This is a genomic window from Aquaspirillum serpens DSM 68, assembly GCF_000420525.1.
GTDB lineage: Bacteria > Pseudomonadota > Gammaproteobacteria > Burkholderiales > Aquaspirillaceae > Aquaspirillum > Aquaspirillum serpens.
Genome location: NZ_ATVC01000060.1, coordinates 1 through 16497, shown reverse-complemented (window position 1 = coordinate 16497; position 16497 = coordinate 1). Strand labels below are relative to the sequence as shown.

The 16497-nt window shown below is 50.6% G+C and carries 13 protein-coding genes; 4 read left to right on the top strand and 9 right to left on the bottom strand.

From position 1 onward, the window contains the following. Positions 1 to 141: 141 nt before the first annotated feature. From G465_RS0110615 to G465_RS0110595, 5 genes are all read right to left on the bottom strand, one after another. The gene (locus G465_RS0110615; protein ID WP_022654443.1) at positions 142 to 1026 is read right to left on the bottom strand and encodes a DMT family transporter; all 885 of its coding nucleotides are present in this window, start codon (positions 1024 to 1026) and stop codon (positions 142 to 144) included. Between the two features lie 66 nt (positions 1027 to 1092). Further along, positions 1093 to 1902, bottom strand: coding sequence for a hypothetical protein (locus tag G465_RS0110610; protein ID WP_022654442.1), 810 nt, complete (start codon positions 1900 to 1902; stop codon positions 1093 to 1095). A 58-nt stretch (positions 1903 to 1960) separates the two neighbouring features. Beyond that, positions 1961 to 3580 carry a fatty acid--CoA ligase gene (locus G465_RS0110605; RefSeq protein ID WP_022654441.1) on the bottom strand — a complete coding sequence of 540 codons (1620 nt, stop codon included), beginning with the start codon at positions 3578 to 3580 and terminating at the stop codon, positions 1961 to 1963. Positions 3581 to 3598: 18 nt separating this feature from the next. Beyond that, positions 3599 to 4765, bottom strand: a complete 1167-nt coding sequence (locus tag G465_RS0110600) for a porin (RefSeq protein ID WP_081642762.1) — start codon at positions 4763 to 4765, stop codon at positions 3599 to 3601. Positions 4766 to 4984: 219 nt separating this feature from the next. Then, positions 4985 to 6397 (bottom strand): sigma-54 interaction domain-containing protein, encoded by a 1413-nt coding sequence (locus tag G465_RS0110595; RefSeq protein WP_022654439.1) that lies wholly within the window; start codon positions 6395 to 6397, stop codon positions 4985 to 4987. A gap of 109 nt (positions 6398 to 6506) precedes the next feature. Between G465_RS0110595 and lgt the strand changes: the two genes are divergently transcribed. The 4 genes from lgt (at position 6507) to G465_RS0110575 (ending at position 11239) form a co-directional block, all read left to right on the top strand. Continuing rightward, positions 6507 to 7358, top strand: coding sequence for a prolipoprotein diacylglyceryl transferase (gene lgt / locus G465_RS0110590; RefSeq protein ID WP_027405392.1), 852 nt, complete (start codon positions 6507 to 6509; stop codon positions 7356 to 7358). 76 nt (positions 7359 to 7434) lie between these two features. Next, the gene (locus G465_RS0110585) at positions 7435 to 8274 is read left to right on the top strand and encodes a 23S rRNA (adenine(2030)-N(6))-methyltransferase RlmJ (protein ID WP_022654437.1); all 840 of its coding nucleotides are present in this window, start codon (positions 7435 to 7437) and stop codon (positions 8272 to 8274) included. Positions 8275 to 8282: 8 nt separating this feature from the next. Further along, positions 8283 to 9326, top strand: coding sequence for a tRNA (adenosine(37)-N6)-threonylcarbamoyltransferase complex transferase subunit TsaD (gene tsaD / locus G465_RS0110580; RefSeq protein ID WP_022654436.1), 1044 nt, complete (start codon positions 8283 to 8285; stop codon positions 9324 to 9326). Then, complete coding sequence (locus tag G465_RS0110575; protein WP_022654435.1) at positions 9323 to 11239, top strand: ATP-binding cassette domain-containing protein; 1917 nt, start codon at positions 9323 to 9325, stop codon at positions 11237 to 11239. Before tsaD ends, G465_RS0110575 begins: the two co-directional genes overlap by 4 nt. Here G465_RS0110575 and G465_RS0110570 read toward each other — a convergent pair whose 3' ends face one another. The 4 genes from G465_RS0110570 to dnaE form a co-directional block, all read right to left on the bottom strand. Beyond that, complete coding sequence (locus G465_RS0110570; RefSeq protein ID WP_022654434.1) at positions 11240 to 11851, bottom strand: glutathione S-transferase N-terminal domain-containing protein; 612 nt, start codon at positions 11849 to 11851, stop codon at positions 11240 to 11242. Positions 11852 to 11891: 40 nt separating this feature from the next. Further along, on the bottom strand, positions 11892 to 12605 hold the full coding sequence (locus G465_RS0110565) for an SIMPL domain-containing protein (protein WP_022654433.1): 714 nt from the start codon (positions 12603 to 12605) through the stop codon (positions 11892 to 11894). 63 nt (positions 12606 to 12668) lie between these two features. Beyond that, positions 12669 to 12881 (bottom strand): DUF1289 domain-containing protein, encoded by a 213-nt coding sequence (locus G465_RS14485; protein ID WP_022654432.1) that lies wholly within the window; start codon positions 12879 to 12881, stop codon positions 12669 to 12671. Next, entirely contained in the window at positions 12881 to 16318 is a 3438-nt protein-coding gene (gene dnaE / locus G465_RS0110555; protein WP_022654431.1) for a DNA polymerase III subunit alpha, read from the bottom strand. Before dnaE ends, G465_RS14485 begins: the two co-directional genes overlap by 1 nt. Between the last annotated feature and the right edge of the window lie 179 nt (positions 16319 to 16497).

Sequence of the window (16497 nt, the reverse complement as noted above, 5' to 3'; positions counted from 1 at the left end):
GTTTGATAGTGTCGGAACAGAGGGGGAAATGATGTGGAAAGACATCATGCGGCGGGTGGCGGGGTATCATTAGTTCGCTCCCCTCGACGGCCATAAAAAAAGGCACATCACCGTGTGCCTTTTCCAAACGGACTCACATATTCAAGACCGCCGCAACGATACCACCGCTACCGCCGCCAAAATCAACACCGCCGCCAGCGCCTCTTGCCATCCAGGTTGTTCGCCCAGCAACAACGCCCCACCAACCACCCCAATCAACGGGGTAATCAACGATGACAAAGACGACACCGCCACCGGCACCATCATCACAATCCGATTCCATGCCCAGTAACAGAACATAAACGCCACCGTCACGTTATAGAGCATCCCCAACGCCGGCCATAACGACGGCCAACGCAGGCTGTCCAACTCAAACCACCACGCCCCCAACAACATCGGCGCGCTGCCCAACAACATCATCCAACCCGTTAACACTGTCGTATTCACCGGCAACGTAAAACGCTTCATCAACACCACGCCCAATGCCCAACTCCATGCCGCCCCAACCATGCACAACACGCCCGTTGGTGCTTGTAACAAGGTCTGGACACTGCCTCCCATCAATACAAACACCCCACTCAAACCCAACAACAATGCCAACACTAAACGCAAGGTCAACGGTTCGCGCAAAATCCACACCGATAACAACACACTCCACAACGGCATGGTGTAGCCCAACAAGGCAGCGCGGCCAGATGGCAACAACGCCACGCCATAAATCGCCAACGCATTCCATCCAATAATATTAAACAGCGTCAACCAACCAAGCCGCCGCCAATGCAGGGAGGAAATCGCTAACGATTGCTGCCGCCGCGCCAGCGCCAACACCCCCAAGCCGCCCAGTAATAAACAACTGCCACGAAAAAACAGCGGTGGAATATCTTGTAAGACAATTTTCATCACCGGCCAATTTAACCCCCAACCCAATGCCAATGCGGCTAGCAACAACAATCCCTGTGGCGGAAGGCCAGCAGATTTTTGCGACATAGTCTTATTTCCACTCAAGCAAAGACAGGCAGTCTACGCCGAGTTGCCACAAAAAAATATCTTGGCTTAGCTGTCAATTTGTGAAGTTAATTCGGCAATCAGATTGAGTTCGGTGTTTAATTCTTTCGACAGCTGCTGACGATCTTGCTGATTCATCGCTGCTTTTAACAAAGCTGCCAATGCTTTTAATCTTTGCGTGGCCTCGGCGACCAGCTGGCGGAATTGTTGATCGAGGGCTTTTTCTTGCTGATTAGCAGCATCCCCATACGACACCGTCACCCGAGGGGTATCCGACTCGGCTGGATCAGCTTCTTCTGCCGCCGCGCCAGTCTCGGTCTGTGTTTTATCCGCCGCTTCTGCCTTATCCACCGCTTGATTTGCCGCACTCAAGGCGGCTTCGGGTGTGGCAGTATTGGCTGTAGCGGCATTCTGTCCTGTTTGCGCCTCTTGTCCACCACTCACGCTGACCTGTAGTGAAGGGCTTTCTCCTCCCCCTGCCGAAGCATATTGCTGCACCGCGCCACGCAGTTGTTGTGCGATGTCTTTTAACTGTGCCGCCAGTGCTTTCGCTGCCGCCGGAGGCAAACCAACCGCCAGTTTTTGCAACATCTCTAAACGCTGTTTTAACTCTGCCACCCGCGCCATCGCACGCGATTTTTCTTCTTGGCGCTGTTGTGCCAATAGCTGTTTCTTTTGTTCATCAATTTCTTCGAGCGCTGCACGCAGTTTTTGCAAAGCGTGTTGCGATACCGACACTTTTTCTTGTGCTATCGCTTCCAATAAATGGCTCTGACGTGGTATCGAACGAGACACACGCTCATCACTCGCCGGCATCACCACCACCCGCGAAGACAATAAAGAAGGGGCAATCCGCATGATTATGACCTCCACAAAAGCCTATTATCGACTGCCCCATCGCAAAACTGATCGGTAATTAACAGTATTGTTTACGCAGTGCTACCTTATTTAATTTGCCTACGCTGGTACGTTCTAACGTATCGACAAAACGAATTTCATCCGGAACAGCCCACTTGGACAAATGACCCGCCTCAACCACTTGCAACAAATACGTACGTAAAACGTCTACTGTACATATCTGCTTGGGTTTCAATACCACTAAGGCCATAGGTCGCTCTCCCCATTTAGCATCAGGCACTGCTACCACCGCCACTTCACTGACAGCAGGATGTTCCGAGATACGGGATTCTAGTTCTAGGGAAGAGATCCACTCGCCACCTGTCTTAATCACATCTTTTAAACGATCAGTAATCCGTAGCGAACCACGCACATCCATCACACCAATATCATTGGTATGCAGGTATCCCCCTGCCCATAAATCAGCACTAGCCTCAATATTTTTGTAATAACCCTGTGTCAGCCAAGGACTACGCACAACTACTTCGCCGGGTGTTTTGTCGTCTTGAATAACCGACTGCATTTCTGGACTTACCACACGCAAATCAACAAGAGGAATCGTTTGACCCGTTCGAGCACGCAGAGGAACCTGTTTTTCTGCTGATAACGCTAATTCTGCAGAACTCAAATGTGCCAAGGTTAGGATTGGGCAAGTTTCAGACATCCCATAACCCGTAAAAACATCCATCCCAAAACGAGCCGCTTCTACCGCCAAACCTGAAGGCAAAGCCGATCCACCAATCACCATTTTTAAGCCACGCAGACGTGTCGTGCGTTCAGCAAGCGGATTTTTTAACAACATATGCAAAATAGTCGGCACACATTGTGAGAAAGTCACATGCTCTTGTTCAATCAAATGTAATAAGTGATCTGCTAAATAACGTCCGGGATAAACCTGTTTGATACCTAATAGCGTGGCAACATACGGCAATCCCCATGCATGAACATGGAACATGGGAGTAATTGGCATATAGACATCTTCTCTATGCAAGCGCCCATGTGCTGGGGCACTTCCCAACGCCAATGCGCTGCTTAAGGTGTGTAGGACTAACTGTCGATGTGAGAAATAAACACCTTTTGGCAGTCCTGTTGTGCCAGTGGTATAAAATAAAGTCGCGCGCGTATTCTCATCAAAATCAGGAAAAATAAAGCATTTTCCAGCATATTCGGCTAATAGTGCCTCATATTCTCCTGCCCACGATAAGCTAGATTGACAAGCACCGCCTTCGTCGTCTAGCAAAATAAACGTTTTTACCGACGTGAGTTGGGCCGCAATATGTTCAATCACCGGCAAGAACTCTCGATTAAGCAACAACACCTTTGGTTCTGCATGATTCAGGGTGTACAACACCTGATCAGAAGCAAGACGCACATTGACATTGAAAAGTGTCGCCCCCAATGATGGGACTGCAAAATAGCATTCCAAATAACGATGGCTATCCCAATCCATCACTGCAACCGTGTCACCCATCACCACCCCTTGTGCGCTTAACATTAAAGCAAGTTGCTGAATACGCTGCCAAGTCTGTTGATAGGTATGGCGGGTGGTGCCACGATAGACAATTTCTTGTGCCGCAGTTTGTTGTAATGGGGTGTGCCAAAGTTGTTTGAGTAACAGTGGATACGTGTAAGCAGTCATGATTTTCCTTGAGCAGGGTTAGAAAGTATGGTTGATACCGACCATCAACGTACGGGGGTCAGCGCCTTTTCCAGCGACACGTCCGACCGTGCTGTCGTTTAAATTAGCAGTCGACACAAAGGTGTACGCCGCATTGCTGTCATTCAAGATACGAGCATATTCTGCAAACAGTAGCGTACGTTTTGACAGCGAGTAGCTACCAATTAGGCTGATAAAGCGGGCGCCTGTGTCCTGTGTGGTCGCACCACCACTGACATGACTCTCAACATCATCGGCCTGCCCAAGATGGACTCCCATATAAGCAGCAGGGCTGAGGGTTTGGCCAAGATGAACGCCATAAGCATTTCGACTGACTTTACCTTCGGGAAACCGCGTTTCTAGGCGTTCAAAACCAACACCTAACACGGTACCTGAGCCAAAGTGATACATCGCCACGGCTTTCACGGCTCGCGAACGTGTCCCCTCAACCGTCATCGACGGTGGATAGTGGGTATAACCGCTACCCAGAAAACCATTGCTATCACGACTTTCCAACCACACAACGTTAGCAGCTAACTTAGCGTCTTTATAATCAAGCTCGCCCTGTACCGCCCAAGGATCGCTTTGGCTTACCCCCTGTTTTTCTGCGGTAGAGAAACTGAGGGTACTCGATACCCCATACCAACTCGGCGTCTCATAACGCAAAACATTTGGGGCTCGACCACCAGTTAGCGGTGCAGTAGGACGATCTGCGCGTGGTGCATACCCACCGAACGTCCCAAATAAGGAAAGAATAGAACCAGCAATACCGGTGCTGATAATTCGCCGATCCATACCAGGGATATGCGACGTCCAATAGATGTCGTGTCGCCCTGCGAGCAAACGGCCCCATTGTCCCTTTAATCCAACATAGCTGTTGCGATTGGCAAAGCCACATTGACGACATTCATCTGGATTAATGTCCTGTTCAACTTGCCAAATCGCACTCAATCCATTCCCTAAATCTTCGCTTCCACGAAAGCCGATATAAGATAAGTTGCTGGTCACACGCTGCATTGATTCGATATCACGACCGTCTTTTGCACCTTTGGCAGCAATGGTTTCAAATGCCAAATTGATCTTGCCGTATAACTGAACGTCTGCTTGTACCCACGTAGGGAATAACCCAGCGCTAAGCCAAATCACTGGCCATGTTTTCTTCATCATTTCTCCTGAATTTATCGTTATATCACCGTGATACGGTGTTCAGGCTATGGCAAAAAACAGGCCAGTTTTTCAAGTGTTTGTTTTAATTCAAAAAATAGATATGCTTAAGCGTCTTTTGTCTCTAACAAAGACAAGAAAAACATCAAAAAAACATAACACATTGAATATTAAAGTCTATTTAAATTCTACAAACGGAGACAAGTTATCTCTTTTATGAGACTACAGAGGAGGGGAAGATGAAGTGATTTGATGATGTTGGATTTTTTTATATAACGTGGCACGTCCAATCCCAAGTTGTTTTGCCGCAGCACAAACATTACCCCGATGGGTTGCCAACGCATCACAAATGGCCCGCCGTTCACATTCAGCCAGTTGTTGTTGTAGAGTCAGAGAAACGGTAGATGGAAAAATCGAGTCAGAAGCTTGGGGTAGCACTGTTTGTAACTCATTCACACCGAGAGTTAACGTATCAAACAAGGTCACGGCTTGCTCCAACACATTCCATAGCTCACGCAGATTACCCGGCCAGTCATAGCGTGTTAGCCATACTAAACCTTGTGGATCAATGTCGCGTGGGACTTCTCCTGTGTGATCAGCAATACGTGCCAAGATGTGCTCACAAAGCGCAGGCAGATCTTCTCGACGTTGTCGTAGGGGAGGTAAAGTCAGAGGTAAGACGTTCAAACGGTAATATAGATCGGCACGAAATTGTCCATTGTGTACCATCGTTACCAAATCTCGACTGGTTGCTGTGATAATACGCACATCAATATTTTGAACCTGATTCGACCCTAAGGCCTCAAACTCCTTTTCTTGTAAAACTCGCAAGAGTTTAGCTTGAAGGGATAAGGGCAAATCGCCAATTTCATCCAAAAACAAGCTTCCGCCCTCTGCAAGCTTAATTTTTCCTTCGCGACCACGCCGGTCAGCGCCAGTATAGGCACCGCCTACAGCCCCAAACAATTCGCTCTCTAGTAAAGTTTCAGGAATCGCCGCCACATTAAGTGCGACGAATGGCCCAGCTGAACGTGCACTTTCAGTATGAATCGCATGAGCAAATAATTCTTTACCTGTTCCTGTTTCACCTAATAGCAAAACAGCACCTTGCCCCCGAGCAACACGCCGTGCCCGACGTTTAGTTTCTTGCATCACCGATCCATGACCAATGATGTCAGAGAGCGAATATTTAGTGGATCGACTCCGAGTTAAAGCCTGTCTCACCGACGCTAACTCAGCTTCTAGACGTCTAAACTTAGCTAACAATGGTTTCAAGTGTTGACGAGTTTCATACAAAGCAAAACCAATCGCACCAACAATTTGACCTCCTTCATCTTTCACTGGCACCCGTGAAATAATGAATGAACGCTCACCTACCGTAAAAATATCAAGTAATACGGGTTCACCAGTGGCTAATACCTCTGGCATTCTAGTATGGGGGGTGAGTTCAGCAATCGGACGACCCAACACTTGCTGTAGCGGCAAAGCTAATGCGTCAAGGTAGGTTTCATTAATCCAAATAACCTGTCCCTGACAATCAACAGCAATCGCACCTTCGCAACGTTCTGCTAACCACGAAGCCAATGAAGAGGCAATTTGTTGTCGCCAAATCGATAAGTCGGCAGGAAACGCCATGTGATTTTTTTCCATGTGCTGACGATATAACAACTCACCCGTTGGCACAAACCATCCTCTAAGCGGAAATGATAAGATGCCGGCCTCTTTCTTTTGTCACGAGGTGTCTGTGCTGATTCATCCTCAATTTGATCCTATCGCCGTGAGCCTTGGCCCACTTGCCATTCGTTGGTATGGGTTGATGTATCTCATTGGTTTTGTGCTGTTCATTGTGTTGGGCAGTGTGCGGATTAAACGCGGTTACAGCGTCTTTACCCGACCGATGCTAGACGATCTACTGTTCTATGGCATTCTCGGCGTCATTCTCGGCGGTCGTCTTGGCTATGTCTTGTTTTACAAGCCGGCGGAATATCTTGCCAACCCGCTATCGATTCTCAAAGTCTGGGAAGGTGGCATGGCGTTTCATGGTGGCTTTTTGGGGGTGTTGGTGGCGATGGCGTTGTGTGCGCGCAAATATCGCCTCAGCTTTCTCCAAGTCACCGACTTTATTGCACCACTGGTCCCGCTTGGACTGGCCACCGGGCGGATTGGTAATTTCATCAATGGCGAATTGTGGGGACGGGTTACCGCGCCCGATTCGGCATGGGCAATGGTGTTTCCACAGGCCTATCACGAAGACTTACGCACCGCCATGCACAACCCAACGCTGATCGAGTGGATGAGCCAATATGGTGGTTTGCCCCGTCATCCCTCACAGCTCTATCAATTCGCCCTCGAAGGCGTGTTGTTATTCCTGATTTTGTGGGGCTATTCCAATCGACCCAAACCGATTGGCTGTGTCTCGGCTTTATTCTTAATCGGTTATGGCAGCTTCCGTTTTATTGCTGAGTTTGCCCGCGAGCCGGATGATTTTCTCGGTTTGTTGGCAATGAATTTGTCGATGGGACAGTGGTTATCGTTACCGATGATTATCATTGGCGCAGTGTTGTGGCTGGTGAGTAGCAAACGCCCTCGCTATTAAGCACGATTGCGCTGTGCGCGGGCAAGCAGGCATCGGGTACAATCCTGTGCTTTCTTGCCCGTTTTTTTGGTCTTGCATGCTCAGCTATCGTCACGCTTTCCACGCCGGCAACCACGCCGATGTGCTCAAACACACCATCCAACTGGCCTTGTTGGACTATCTCAAACAAAAAGACAAACCATTTTGGATTGTTGACACCCACGCCGGAGCCGGTGGCTACGTCTTAAATTCTGACTTTGCCTTAAAAACTGCCGAATGGTGGGACGGCATTGCCCGTTTATGGTCACGCGATGACCTGCCACCGTTGTTAGCAAATTATGTTGATCTGGTGAAAAATCTACATGGTGATGACGAGCTGCGCTATTACCCAGGTTCACCGTGGTTTTCCCTGCAAGCGGCACGCGACAGCGAACACCTGCGCCTATTCGAGTTACATCCAACCGATTTCCCCTTGCTGGCACAAAACATCTGCGACCCTCGGGTACGCAGCGAACAAAAAGACGGTTTTGCTGGCTTAAAAGCGGTACTCCCTCCGCCACCGCGACGCGCCTTAGTGCTGATCGATCCACCCTATGAAGATAAAAAAGACTATCAGCGCGTAGTCAATTCGCTACAAGACGCACTCAAACGCTTTGCCAATGGCGTGTATGCGGTGTGGTACCCGTGCTTACAGCGTTTTGATGCCCGCGACTTGCCAGAGCAACTCAAACAACTGCCAGTCAAGAGCTGGTTGCGCGCTGAATTGCATGTGCAAAGTCCGGCCAGCGATGGTTTTGGGATGCACGGTAGCGGCATGTTTATCCTCAATCCGCCGTGGACACTGGCACAACAGCTCGCAGATATCTTGCCTTATCTTGTTCAGCACTTGGGACAAGACTCTGGCGCCCGATTTGTGTTGGAACAGCAAAGCGCATAGGACACGTTATGTTAGTGCTTGGAATTGAATCATCTTGTGATGAAACTGGCGTGGCTTTATACGATACCGAACACGGTTTACTGAGCCATGCGCTACATACACAAATGGCGATGCACGCAGAATATGGCGGTGTGGTGCCAGAATTGGCCAGCCGCGATCACATTCGCCGTGTGTTGCCTTTAACGCGGGAATGTCTGCAACAGGCGCAAAAAACCCTAGCAGACCTCGATGCGATCGCCTACACCGCTGGCCCGGGTTTAGGGGGGGCGCTGTTGGTCGGTTCGGCTATCGCCAATGGTTTAGCGTTTGGCCTTGATATTACAGTGATTGCGGTGCATCACCTCGAAGGCCATCTCTTATCGCCGATGCTGGCCGATCCTCGCCCCGAATTTCCGTTTGTGGCTTTGCTGGTGTCGGGGGGGCATACCCAGTTAATGGCGGTGCATGGCATTGGCCAATACGAAACACTGGGGGAAACCCTCGATGATGCCGCTGGCGAAGCGTTTGATAAAACAGCAAAACTGCTGGGTTTACCTTATCCGGGTGGCCCTGCATTATCAAAATTGGCCGAACAAGGCGATCCGAACCGCTTTAGCCTGCCACGTCCGATGCTGAAAAGCAGTCATTTGGACATGAGTTTTTCTGGTTTAAAAACAGCGGTGTTGACCTTAGTACGCCAACAAGAACAACACGGTGCGATAGATGACACCACACGAGCCGATATTTGCCGCGCCTTTCAGGATGCAGTGGTGGATGTGCTTCTGCATAAATCCGCCGCTGCATTAAAACAAAGCGGTTTACGGCGGTTGGTGGTTGCTGGTGGGGTCGGTGCCAACCGTCAACTACGCGAAGCACTCAATCAATTTGCCGCCAAGCAGCATATCGATGTGTTTTATCCGCCGCTGTCGTTATGCACTGACAACGGCGCCATGATTGCCCTCGCCGGTGCCATGCGCCTGCAATATGCCCGTCCCGCTGCTGGCTTTAGCGTGTTCCCTCGCTGGGAACTGGCCAGCCTGCCGCGCCTTAATCCACCACAGGATGCCGCATGATTCAGCTTAAAAATATCACGCTCCGCCGTGGCAACAAGGTGGTCTTACAAGAAGCACAATTGACCGTCCACCCCGGCCAACGGGTGGGGGTAGTCGGTAAAAATGGCGTGGGTAAATCCAGCCTATTTGGTTTGTTGCGGGCCGAATTACACCAAGATGCCGGTGAATGTAGCTTACCTGCCGCATGGGTGATTGCCCATGTTGCCCAAGAAACCCCAGCCCTGAACAGTTCGGCCTTGGATTATGCGCTGGATGGCGATAAGGAATTGCGCCAGTTGGAAGTGGCACTGGCCGATGCCGAAGCGCGGCACGATGGAGAGGCCATCGGTCATCTGCATGATGAAATGGCACGGATTGATGGCTATGCGGCGCCAGCCCGCGCAGCGCGTTTGTTGGCAGGGTTAGGTTTTTCAGAAACGGCACAACAGCAACCGGTAGCCAGTTTTTCTGGTGGTTGGCGAATGCGTTTAAATTTGGCACAAGCGTTGATGTGTCGTTCTGATTTGCTGTTACTCGATGAACCAACTAACCACCTCGATTTAGAAGCGGTGTTGTGGTTGGAAGATTGGCTCACCCGTTACCCAGGCACTTTGTTGCTGATTTCCCATGATCGTGATTTTCTCGACACGGTTACCAGCCACATTGCCGAAGTCGCCAGCGGCAAAATCACGCTTTACACTGGGGGTTATAGCGACTACGAACGGGCACGCGCCGAGCGGCTGGCACGTGAAGCTGCCCTGTATTCAGCGCAACAAAAACAAATTGCCCACCTCGAAAACTTTATCCGCCGCTTCAAAGCCAAAGCCACCAAAGCCCGACAAGCACAAAGTCGTGTCAAAGCGTTGGAACGCTTAGAGCGAGTGGCGTGCGCCCAAGTCGATTCGCCGTTTTCGTTTGAATTCCGCGATCCAGATAGCCAACCCTCGCCTTTGGTGCGGTTAGAAGGGGTCAGCATCGGCTATAGCGATATCCCACTGTTACAGCGTTTGGAATTGAGCGTTGAGGCAGGGGCACGGGTGGGTCTATTGGGGCCGAACGGGGTCGGGAAATCGACATTTATTAAATTATTAGCAGGCGAACTCGCCGCTTTGGGTGGCAAAGTCACCCGTGCCAAAGAATTGCGCGTCGGCTACTTTGCACAACACCAGCTCGAAACCCTACGTGAAGCCGAGTCGCCCTTGTGGCATCTCAACCGAATTGCCCCCGACGTGCGCGAACAAGAATTGCGCGATTTTCTCGGTGGCTTTGATTTTCGCGGTGAGATGGTAAGCAGCCCAGTTGGGCCCATGTCAGGCGGCGAAAAAGCACGCTTGGCACTGGCCTTGATTGTGTGGCAACGGCCTAATCTGTTGTTGTTAGACGAACCGACCAACCATCTTGATCTAGATATGCGGGCCGCGCTGACGTTGGCCTTGCAAGATTACAGTGGTGCATTGGTGGTGGTATCGCACGACCGCGCCCTGATCGAAGCCACCACCGACAGTTTTTATGTTGTCGGTGAAGGCACCGTGAAAGTGTTTGAAGGGGATTTAGAAGAGTATCGCCAACAACGCCTCGAACAAGATCGCGCGCGACAACAGGCACAACGCCAAGAGCAGCAAGCCGACAGTGGCAATGCGCCTATGGTGGATCGCAAAGCACAAAAACGGTTAGAAGCCGAAGCACGACAGCGCCTCTCGGCACAACGTAAGCCATTAGAAAAACAACTGGCACAATACGAGAAAACCCTCACCGCTTTACAAGCGGAAAAGGGCACACTCGATACGTTATTAGCAGACGAAGCGATGTATCAACCCGAGCAAAAAAACCAGCTACAACAGGCGCTCAAACGTCAGGGTGAGGTCAGTGCTGCGTTGGCTGAAGTCGAAGAGCAATGGCTAATGGTGCAAATGGAGCTGGAGGCCTTAAGTTAATTAACTCGATGGGGGCAAGGTATCAGCAAAGCTGCTGCGTTGCCCCAATTTTTCATACAACGCGGCCAAGTTTGGATGATCTTGTGGCCACGTTAAATCGGGGAAGCGCAGTTTTAACCAGCCCAAAGCACAGCCAACCGCAATGTCAGCTAACGAATAGCTGGTGCCATACATCCAGTTTTTATCGCCCAAGTCTTGCGCCAACGCCTCTAGCCCTCGGACGACTTTTTCCATTTGCCGTTGCATCCATGCGGTGTTTCGTTCACCAGCAGGACGTTTGTATTCTAGAAAGATATTGATCGCTGCATCTAACACCCCATCGGCCAACGCCTCAATCCGCTTGACCACTGCCAAAGGGCGGGTTTCTTTTGGTAATAGCCGTGAGACAGGTGAAATATGATCGAGATAATCCACAATCACCCGTGAGTCGTATAACACCGAACCATCGTCTAACACCAACACCGGCACCTTACCCAATGGATTCGGTACTTGTTGGCTGGCCTCGGGTAACCACGGATTGGCAACTTCTAGCTGGCACTCTATTTTTTTCTCTAGCAATACCACCCGCACCTTACGAGCAAATGGGCTAGTCAACGAAGCAATTAGTTTCATCAGCAATCAAATTCAAAAAATCATTAAACAGGGTCGTCGCTTAAGGCTCGTATTGAATCCGGCCTTGCACTTGTACCCCAACCTCACTATCGCCTGCCGCAAACGTGGGCATCACCGCCGCTTCGTCTGCCACTTTTGCCGCCATACTCATCGCACGAACAGGCCGATGTGCATAAAACTGACCTTGGTTTAATACTGTCAGATTCACAATCCGGTATTTGCCATTCCCCAAATTGCGTGCCACCAGTTGGGCGCGTTCTTCAAAGGCTTTTAATGCCTCAGGGGTCAGCTGCTGCTCCACCTTTTTCCGCGCAGCATCCGAGATGCTAAAGCCAAGTTGTGCAATTTGCAGTTGGCCTTCTAAATCGGCAATCAACGCCGCTGCTTGATCGTGTTCGGTGGCTTCAAGCCGAAACTCCACCCGACCGCGCCAGCCACTGATTTTACGCTTATCGTAAATCGGCCATGTATTCTGCCCTTGGCTGCTGATTTTGACCGCCGGATAGCGTTTGGCTTTTTTTAATGCTTCATCCGCGACTCGATTCAAACGCTGTGCCAACTCAGCCGCTTGGCCGTGACTGTCTTCAACATATAACGTGGCTTGTAACAAATCGTTGCTGATCGTGCGTTTGGCCTCGGCACTGAGTTCAACCAGATGATAATTCAGCGGTTCGGCCTGTGTGATTGACGACACACCCGATAAGGACAGCCCGATCACGGCCATCGCCAATAGAGAACGAGAAAGGTGTCGCATGGTCAATTCCTTGTGGTTGAGCCGAGAAAACCTCGGCAAATCGCAACATGAGTATGCCTGAAATTAATCATTATCACGTAATGGCGCGGTAGATTCGTGTTGCTTTTGTCTTAATCGCGCCATGATGGCAGCTTTTTGTTCATCGGAATAGACATTCCAAAATGTCACTTCTTCAAAGGTACGGCCACAGCCACGACATACCGCATCGCCCAAGGCAGTGCTGCAATAACCAATGCAGGGGCTATCCACACCCGGCGTCATAATCACACCCGACATCAGAAAATCAACTCCACCTTATCGTGGCCTAAACGGCGACGCAGTTCTTGTAAGTGAGCAGGTTGGGGCGCAATGCGCCAACGATCTCCCAAGCGCACCATGCCACTGATGCGTGGCAACACCCGCTTGATTTCGACCACACAGCCCTCGCCCGCCGATTGTTCACAGAGCTGTTGCAACCATTGGCAGGTCGCAATATCGGCCACTTCAATCCGCAACGCCTGGGCAAAATAGGCGCACGCTTCGGCCAGATCAAAAGCGCGCTCGACTGAAATACGCGTGCCGCCGCTATATTCATCATGGCTGACTTTGGCTTCAACCACTAGCACGCTATCTTCGCGGAGTTTGTCTTTTGCCAACTCAAACGACTCACTGAAAAACGACAACTCGACCTTAGCCGAACCATCATCTAACTGGACAAAAGCCATCTTGCCACGATTGCCGACTTTGGTGCGAATCGCGGTAATGGTACCAGCGAGCCATTGCAATTCTTTTTTCGGTGAGATGCGCTGTAATGGGGTTTTGATAAATTGCCTTACCAGCGGCGCGTGGGCGTGGAACGGATGACCGGAGAGGAAAAAGCCAATGGCAATTTTTTCTTCCGCCAGCCGTGTCGCTTCATCCCACGGCTCAACCACCAGCGGCTCAACTGCCAAGACTAAATCTTCTGCCGAGGTGTCAAACAATCCCCCTTGATTGGCATGGGCGGCTTGTTGTTCTGCCGCCCCTAACGCTAAATCGATATTGGCCAATAGCGCAGCACGGTTTTTTTCAAGGCTGTCAAACGCACCGGCGCGAATCAAAGCCTCGATTGTGCGGCGATTGACCACGCGCTTATCCGTGCGGCGACAAAAATCGAATAAATCGCGGAATGGCCCGTGCCGTTCCCGTTCTTGCACAATGTGTTCTACCGCCACCTCACCCGTCCCTTTAATCGCACCAAGGGCGTAGCGGATGTGATGGCGGTCGGTAGGGATAAAGCGATAAAAACTCTGGTTAATATCGGGCGGTAAAAAAGTCAGTTTGTTGCGTAAACAATCATCATAAAACACCCGTAATTGGTCGGTATTGTCCAATTCCGAGCTCATGGTCGCCGCCATAAACGGCGCCGGATAATGGGCTTTTAACCATGCTGTTTGATACGACACCACCGCATAAGCAGCAGTATGCGACTTGTTAAAGCCATACTCGGCAAACTTCGCCATCAAGTCGAATAACTGCTCCGCCAGTGCAGGGTCATAGCCTTTTTCCCGCGCCCCTTGAGCGATTTTTTCACGGTGCAGCGCCATTTCTTCTGGCTTTTTCTTACCCATCGCCCGCCGCAACATATCCGCGCCACCGAGGGTATAACCCCCAATAATCTGCGAGATTTGCATCACCTGCTCTTGATACACAATCACGCCATAGGTTGGTTCGAGACAGGCGGTTAAGTCGGGGTGGAAATAATCCACTTCTTGTTTGCCGGCCTTACGCAAAATAAAGTCGTCCACCATACCGGAACCCAAAGGCCCCGGACGATAGAGCGCCAATACCGCGATAATGTCTTCAAAACGGTCGGGACGCAGCTTTTCTAAGAGCTTTTTCATCCCGTCCGACTCCAACTGGAAAATAGCGGTGGTGTTGGCTTCTTGCAGCACTTTATATGCCGCAGGATCGTCAAAGGCCATCGTGTTCAAATCAACCGCAAAAGTCGGGTCGATATCTCGGATGTATTTCACCGCCAAATCGATAATCGTCAGGTTCCGCAGACCAAGAAAGTCAAACTTCACCAAGCCGACTTGTTCCACGTCATCTTTATCAAACTGGCTCACCGGACTGGCCTCTTCACCCGAGGCTAAATAAATCGGGCAAAAATCGGTGATTTTTCCGGGGGCAATCAACACACCACCGGCGTGCATCCCCACATTTCGGGTCAGGCCTTCGAGCTTTTTCGCCAGTTCCCATAACTCAGCGACTTCTTCCTCTTTTTCCAACCTGTCTTTTAATACCGGCTCCATACTGACTGCATCATCCAGCGAGTATTGTTTCCCCGGCGCAGCTGGAATCAGTTTCGACAGGCCATCACAGAAAGAATAAGGCAGATCCAACACCCGCCCAACATCACGCACCACAGCTTTAGAAGCCATTGTGCCGAAGGTGATAATCTGGCTGACGGCATCATCGCCATAGCGTTTGCGGACATATTCAATCACCCGCCAACGGTTATCTTGGCAAAAATCAATGTCAAAGTCGGGCATCGACACCCGCTCGGGATTTAAGAACCGTTCGAACAACAAGGCATAGGCGGTGGGGTCGATATCGGTAATGCCCAAAGAATAAGCCACCAACGAACCCGCCCCCGACCCCCGACCCGGCCCAACAGGGACGCCATTTTCTTTTGCCCAGTTAATAAAGTCGGCCACAATCAAAAAATAGCCGGGGAAACCCATGGCAATAATGGTGTCGGTTTCAAACTTCAGCCGTTCTTCATAGCGCGGCTTTTCTGCTTGGTATTGCGTAGGATCGGGGTATAACACCCGCAAACGTTTCTCCAACCCTTCTTTGGCTTGCCAAATCAGGAAATCATCCAGACTCATGCCATCGGGTGTCGGAAACAGCGGCAAGAAGTTTTTGCCCAGTTGAATTTCGACATTACAGCGTTTCGCAATTTCAATACTGTTTTGCAAAGCCTCTGGCACATCAGCAAACAAGGCCTGCATCTCTGCTGTCGATTTGAAGTATTGTTCCTCGGTAAAACGGCGAGGACGGCGGCTATCGCCAAGGATATTCCCCTCGGCAATACATACCCGCGCTTCATGCGCTTTAAAATCATCTCGCTGTAAAAACTGAATCGGATGCGTCGCCACCACGGGCAATTGCAGCGATGCCGCTAACTGCAACATCTGTTCGGTGCATTGCTCGCTTTGGCGGTCGCCACGGCGTTGTAGTTCAAGATAAAACGCCGAGGGGAATAATTCGGCCCAATAGCGGGCATAGCGTTGTGCTTGTTCGGTATTTCCCGCCAACAACGCCATCCCAACATCACCCTGATGTGCTCCCGACAGCATGATTAAATCGCGGCGGTCGCCTTGTTCTAACCATTCACGTTTTAACTCAGCCCGCCCTCGGTATTGGTTATGGCGATAGGCTTGAGTGAGCAATTCACACAAGCGGCCATAGCCTTGGCGGTTTTTAGCAAGTAATAGCAAGCGGAAAGGCTGATCGCGGTCGAGATGGTTTTCGAGGTAAACATCGACACCAATAATCGGTTTGATACCTTTGCCTTGGCAGGTTTTGTAAAATTTCACCATGCCAAATAGGTTCATCAAATCGGTGATGGCCAAGGCCGGCATCTGCTGTGCAATGGCCGCCGTCACCGCATCACCTAAACGGGTGATGCCGTCGGTAATGGAAAATTCGGAATGGAGGCGAAGATGGATAAAAGCGGGTGTGTTCATCCGCGCATTTTACCAGAATGCGCGGATCGCTCTTGGATTGATAGAGAAGAGGCTAGAAGACAGTAACGATCAATTGACATCCTCCCCGCCCTAAAGAGCGGGGATTCCTACGGCGCTTTGGGCTAACTCAGCCTAAAGTCGCTTCGGTGGGTTCCTGCTGCTGGCGGTCTTGCTGCACC